At 45.3% G+C, this 6,119-nt stretch carries 6 protein-coding genes; all 6 read left to right on the plus strand.

Annotation, left to right across the window (positions count from 1 at the left end; genetic code table 11):
* The first annotated feature begins 430 nt into the window (after positions 1-430).
* Positions 431-985: a dTDP-4-dehydrorhamnose 3,5-epimerase gene (rfbC, locus tag RMO35_RS13455; protein ID WP_309741810.1), complete on the plus strand. Its 555-nt coding sequence runs from the start codon at positions 431-433 to the stop codon at positions 983-985.
* A gap of 36 nt (positions 986-1,021) precedes the next feature.
* Positions 1,022-2,332 (plus strand): DUF4910 domain-containing protein, encoded by a 1,311-nt coding sequence (locus RMO35_RS13460; RefSeq protein ID WP_309741811.1) that lies wholly within the window; start codon positions 1,022-1,024, stop codon positions 2,330-2,332.
* Positions 2,333-2,339: 7 nt separating this feature from the next.
* The gene (locus RMO35_RS13465; RefSeq protein WP_309741812.1) at positions 2,340-3,275 is read left to right on the plus strand and encodes an NAD(P)-dependent oxidoreductase; all 936 of its coding nucleotides are present in this window, start codon (positions 2,340-2,342) and stop codon (positions 3,273-3,275) included.
* Positions 3,276-3,328: 53 nt separating this feature from the next.
* Positions 3,329-4,183, plus strand: coding sequence for a sugar phosphate nucleotidyltransferase (locus RMO35_RS13470; RefSeq protein ID WP_309741813.1), 855 nt, complete (start codon positions 3,329-3,331; stop codon positions 4,181-4,183).
* A 129-nt stretch (positions 4,184-4,312) separates the two neighbouring features.
* The gene (locus tag RMO35_RS13475; protein ID WP_309741814.1) at positions 4,313-4,966 is read left to right on the plus strand and encodes a PIG-L deacetylase family protein; all 654 of its coding nucleotides are present in this window, start codon (positions 4,313-4,315) and stop codon (positions 4,964-4,966) included.
* Positions 4,967-4,995: 29 nt separating this feature from the next.
* Positions 4,996-5,946 (plus strand): glycosyltransferase family 2 protein, encoded by a 951-nt coding sequence (locus tag RMO35_RS13480; RefSeq protein ID WP_309741815.1) that lies wholly within the window; start codon positions 4,996-4,998, stop codon positions 5,944-5,946.
* Positions 5,947-6,119: the final 173 nt, after the last annotated feature.

Raw genomic sequence — 6,119 nt, forward strand, 5'->3', positions numbered from 1 at the left:
TCAAGGGGAGGGAGCCGGAAAGCCCCCCCTTTATAAGGGGGGGTTGGGGGGGTAAGCCCACCGTAAACGAAGCCCAGCCGACTTGTGACATCATATCCTTCTACTAGTAGAGGCTAGGTGGAGTAACGGTGTATGGTCACACCTTAGCAAATTGGTAAACCCCCAACTAACTCCCAGAGAGGAGTGAATGCCGCACCACGCCTCCTACAAATCGAACCATACGCAGGAGAGTTTGAGAGGCGATGCGCGCACGCCTCTGTTTCCCGACGGTTTAGCGCATCAAGACAGGGGCGTTCCCCCCTCTCAACGGGGGGGGCTGGGGGTCGGTACCCCCACCGGGTTCTGCCTCCGCTAGGAAGATCGCAACCTACTAATATCTAACATTTGCCGCTTCGCCTTTACCAGTTCGCTCTAGATAATTCTGAATAAAATGCAATTTATCCCCACCACCCTAATCGACGCCCATATCATCACCCCAGACCAACTCACCGACGAGCGCGGCTTCTTTGCCCGTACCTGGTGCCAGCAAGCATTTCTCGATCGAGGACTAGATGCCAACCTCTCCCAGTGCAGCATCTCCTTCAACCACCAGCTTGGCACCCTCCGAGGACTGCATTGGCAAATACCCCCCTTTGCCGAAACCAAGCTAGTGCGCTGTACTCAGGGCGCAATTTACGATGTCATTATCGATTTACGTCCCGATAGTATCACCTTCAGACAATGGATGGCGGTATATCTGACAGCAGAAAATCACCAAGCACTATATATCCCCCAAGGATTCGCCCACGGCTTTCAAACCCTCGCCGCCAATACCGAAGTGTTTTATCAAATGTCCGGTCTTCATGCCCCAGCAGCCGCTCGGGGAATGCGGTGGAACGATCCTAGCTTCGCGATCGAGTGGCCGATCGACATTAGTATCATCTCCCCGCGCGATCGAGATTACCCCGACTACACTCTAGACTTACCAGTATTGCAGCCAAATTAATCGCCGATCGTTGAAAGTCCACATTAGGTCAGCAATATGAATATTAGTTCAGAATTACGCGATCTCGATCGGCTGGGATTAGAGATGTATCAGCTAGTCGCCGATCTCTACCCGATTTGTCGCAGCATTACTGGCGATGGCGTTCGCCACACCCTGCAAGGTTTGCAGCAGTATATCCCCCTAGAAATTCAGGAAGTGCCGACGGGGACACAAGTATTTGATTGGACGGTGCCTAAAGAGTGGAATGTGCGCGATGCCTATATCAAAAACGATCGCGGCGAGAAGGTTGTCGATTTTCAGGTATCGAATTTACACCTGCTCAACTACAGCATTCCCATCCACCAAAAGCTGCCGTTATCACAACTCAAAGAGCATCTATTTACTCTCCCAGCACATCCCGACTGGATTCCCTACCGTACCTCCTATTACCAAGAAACTTGGGGGTTTTGTTTGAGCCACCATACGCTCGCACAGCTTGAAGATGGCGAATATGAAGTCTCGATCGATTCATCCCTCACCGATGGACATCTCAGCTATGGTGAATATTTTTTACCCGGAAAAACCGATCGCGAAATCCTCTTTTCTTGCCATATTTGTCATCCTTCACTGTGTAATGACAACCTCTCTGGCATCGCTCTAGCGACATTTCTGGCTAAATATCTCAGCACTGCAACCCGACGATATTCTTATCGGTTTGTGTTTATTCCCGGTACGATCGGCGCGATTACTTGGTTGGCGCTAAATACCGAGCTGACTCGGCGGATTCAGCACGGTTTAGTCATCTCTGGTGTCGGCGATGCTGGGGCGATGACTTATAAACAAAGTCGTCAGGGTAATGCCGAAATCGATCGAGTTGTCAGCCATGTCTTGCAAAATTCCGGTCGAGCTTACGCGATCGAAGAATTTTCGCCCTATGGTTATGACGAACGTCAATATTGTTCCCCCGGCTTCAATTTGCCAGTAGGCAGATTGAGTAGAACGCCCTTTGGCACGTATCCGGAATATCACACCTCAGCAGATAATTTAGATTTTGTTAAACCCGATTACTTAGCCGATTCATTGAGTATTTATATCGAGACAATCGAGATTTTAGAAGCAAATAAACGCTATCTCAATACCAATCCCTACTGCGAACCTCAGCTCGGCAAGCGCGGTCTTTATAATCTCTCAGGCGGGCATCAAACTACCCAAGAGCGGCAAATGGCGATGCTGTGGATACTCAATTTATCAGATGGGAAAAATTCCCTCCTCGATATCGCTCAGAGATCGAAGATTGCATTTACTGCGATCGCCCAAATCGCTAATATCCTGATAGAACATCACTTATTAACCGAAATTTTGGAATAGATATTTTATGATAAATGCTCCAAATAAGTTATTGAAAAAAAAGGTCTTAGTTACAGGTGCTAGTGGTTTTATCGGCGCACATTTATGCCGATGTTTGGCAACTACAGCAGCGGAACTGCATGGCATTTCGCGAACGCCTCAGCCGACTGGATCGCACATGCAGTGGTGGCAAGGCGATTTGGCAGATATTACCAGCGTGCGGACGCTGATTCGGCATGTCCAACCTGACGTAGTTTATCACTTAGCTAGTAACGTTACTGGCTCTCGCGATCTCGATCGAGTCTTGCCGACTTTGCATAGTAATTTTGTCAGTACAGTTAATTTATTAACAGCTCTGACAGAAATTGGTTGCGATCGAATCGTCCTTGCAGGCTCATTAGAGGAGCCAGAAATCAATCGAGGTAGTATTACTCCCTCTTCACCTTATGCCGCTGCTAAATGGGCTGGTAGTGCTTATAGCCAGATGTTTTACGAACTCTATCAGACCCCAGTCGTCACCGCCAAAATATTTATGGTTTATGGGCCAGAACAAGATTCCCGGTTTCTAATCCCGACGGTTATTTCATCGCTGATTAGCGGGATCTCTCCCAAATTGAGTAGTGGCAAAAGACCGATCGATTGGGTCTATATTGACGACTTAATCTCTGGGCTGATCGCGATGGCAGATGCCCCAGATATCGCCGGACAGACGATCGATTTGGGGACGGGTAAATTGAGTACCATTCGGGAAGTAGTCGAACGAATTGTGACTTGGATCGATCGGCGAGTTGAACCCTTATTTGGGACGATTCCCGATCGAATCAACGAACAAATTCGCGTTGCTAATGCGGCAAATTCTTACGCCCAGCTCGGCTGGAGGGCGACCACATCTTTAGAGGAGGGTTTGAAATCGACGATCGATTGGTATGCCGATCGATTACAGATGACAGCACCAAAGTTTTAGTTTCTTTGCCAAGATTAATAGTTTTCTAGAGTTAACTAATCAGGAGCAATTACATGAAAGTAGTCTTATTCTGTGGTGGTATGGGTACGCGGTTGCGCGAATATTCCGAAACCATTCCCAAACCAATGGTGGAGATTGGTTATCGTCCGATTATTTGGCACTTGATGCGCTACTATGCTCATTTTGGACACAAAGAATTTATCCTCTGCCTGGGTTATAAGGGCGATTATATTAAGAACTATTTTCTCAATTATAACGAATGCTTGTCGAATAACTTTACCCTTTCTAATGGTGGTAAAACGATCGAGCTACACAATAGCGATATCGAAGATTGGAAAATTTCCTTTGTAGATACGGGACTAAATGCGAATATCGGTCAGCGATTGATGGCTGTCAAATCGCATCTCGAAGGTGAAGAAGTTTTCCTAGCAAACTATGCCGATGGACTCAGCGATCTCGATCTAGATTTGTATCTCGATCACTTCACCAATCATGGCAAAATTGCCAGCTTCCTCGCCGTGCAACCATCCCAATCTTTTCACGTTGTCTCTTTCGATGAGGGTGCGTTAGTCGAAAATATTCAATCGGTTGGCTGTTCGGATCTGTGGATCAATGGCGGTTTCTTTGCCTTCAAGCAAAATATATTTGACTATATTCAACATGAAGAAGAATTGGTCTTACAGCCGTTTCAGCGGTTGATTCAACGCAAAGAGTTAATTGCCTACAAGAAGTCCAGCTTTTGGGCTTGTATGGATACCCTAAAGGAGAAAATGCTGTTTGATGAAATGTATGCCGCTGGCAAAACTCCTTGGGCAGTTTGGGACAAGGTAAGTACCAATGGACACCAGTTAGTTAATGGCAGACGCGATCAATATGCGCCTGTTTCACCTGTGGCAATTGGCTCGTAAATTAATTGAGAATTGAGAATTGAAAATTGAGAATTGAGAAAAAGTAGGGTGGGCAGTGCCCACCATCTATATTTATGATGCCATTAAAATAATAAAAAGTAGGGTGGGCACTGCCCACCATCTATATTTATGATGCCATTAAGTTTCGAGAAAAAAGTCGGCACTCCTTATACAATCCTGTGCCTGGGTGCCCATAGTGATGATATTGAAATTGGCTGTGGCGGTACCTTGCTCAAGCTAATCGATTTATATCCTGACCTGCATATTCATTGGGTAGTAATCGGTGCTAATCCCGAACGAGAGCGGGAAGCATCGAATAGTGCCTATAGTTTGTTAGAGCGAGTCAGTCATAAAAAAATTCAGATCGGCAGCTTTCGCGATAGTTTCTTTCCCTATCTGGGAGCTGAAATCAAAGAGTATTTCCAACAGCTTAAAATGGAAGTATCTCCCGATCTGATTTTGACTCATTACCGCGACGATCGCCATCAGGATCATCGATTAATTTCCGACTTGACTTGGAATACATTTCGAGATTGCTTGATTTGGGAATACGAGATTCCTAAATACGATGGCGACTTAGGTATTCCCAACCTATTCGTACATCTCAGTGAGGAAATTTGTCATCAAAAAGTCAATCACCTGTTTACACATTTCGAGAGTCAGGCTAATAAAGGCTGGTTTACAAAAGATATCTTTTTCTCAATGCTCAGGATTCGAGGAATGGAATCGAATTCCCATAGTAAGTATGCCGAAGCTTTTCATTGTCGAAAAATAGTTGTTTAAATTTTGTATTGAAATCAAAGGATTTGGTAATGAATAATCAAAAACCACTTGTCAGTTTGGGCTGTCCAACCTATAATCGACCTGATGGTCTTAGACAGGTACTCGAATGCCTACTCAACCAAACTTACTCGCATCTAGAAATTCTTGTTTCAGATAATTGTTCGTCTGGAACAGAAACTAGTGCCGTCGTTCGCGAGTTAATGCAACAAGATTCGCGAATTAAGTACTTTAGACAAGAGCAAAATATTGGCTCATTTAATAACTATAAATTTTTACTCGAACGCGCTCAGGGAGATTACTTTGCCTGGGTTTGTGACGATGATGCGCGGAGTCATAATTTTGTCGAGGCGTGTCTTCAAGAATTCGATCGCCTCAAAACACCGATCGTGGTGAATAGTTATTCGCGGCGGGTAGACAAGCAATTAGACAAAACGATCGCGATCGATAAAGGATGCAATACGATGGGTTTACCCGCTTATCGCCGTTATATCAAATATATTTCGACAATTTATACCGAACAAGTGGCGGTGACAGATATCAATTATGGTGTGATGCGACGAGATATTATGCAGGCGGCAATGCGCGATGTGCCGAATATTTCCGGGTGGGATCATATCTTATTAGCACGGCTGGCATTACAGGGAGAATTCTATACCATTCCTACCGAATTGATGGAATCTCGCGTATCGGGTATCAGTGTCAGCAATGCGAATGTAATTAAAGCTCAACAAATTCAAGGTTCATTATCTGAAACAAAACCCGTGTGGGTAAGGGAAACGTATCAACAAAAAACGATTAAAAGTTCACCCAATCTCAGTTCGATCGAGAAAATCGGTTTATCATTTTGGTCTTATAGTTATTACTTTCTGACTCATGGTTTCAAGATGTGGATTAAAGGGCTAGCTCCAGATTTGTTTAAATTGGTAAGATTGCTATTTCGCCGCTCCAAATCACTCAAGCAGGACTTAGGCGAACTCTAACGGCGATCGATAGTCCCCCCTTTTTAAGCTACCGTTGATACAAAAGTCGGCTGGACTTCGTTTCTAGATCTGAATCCCCCAACCCCCTTAAAAAGGGGGCTTTAAAAGTCCCCATTTTTAAGGGGGATTTAGCGGATGCAACCACGCGGAGGTTCCCGACCCATGGCTTGCAC

The sequence above is a fragment of the Chamaesiphon sp. OTE_20_metabat_361 genome, assembly GCF_031364565.1.

Bases quoted from the DNA above. Each gene is read 5' to 3' on its own strand.
- RMO35_RS13460 (WP_309741811.1), top strand. From the start codon at position 1,022: ATGAATATTAGTTCAGAATTACGCGATCTCGATCGGCTGGGATTAGAG.
- RMO35_RS13465 (WP_309741812.1), top strand. From the start codon at position 2,340: ATGATAAATGCTCCAAATAAGTTATTGAAAAAAAAGGTCTTAGTTACA.
- rfbC (WP_309741810.1), top strand. From the start codon at position 431: ATGCAATTTATCCCCACCACCCTAATCGACGCCCATATCATCACCCCA.
- RMO35_RS13480 (WP_309741815.1), top strand. From the start codon at position 4,996: ATGAATAATCAAAAACCACTTGTCAGTTTGGGCTGTCCAACCTATAAT.
- RMO35_RS13470 (WP_309741813.1), top strand. From the start codon at position 3,329: ATGAAAGTAGTCTTATTCTGTGGTGGTATGGGTACGCGGTTGCGCGAA.
- RMO35_RS13475 (WP_309741814.1), top strand. From the start codon at position 4,313: ATGATGCCATTAAGTTTCGAGAAAAAAGTCGGCACTCCTTATACAATC.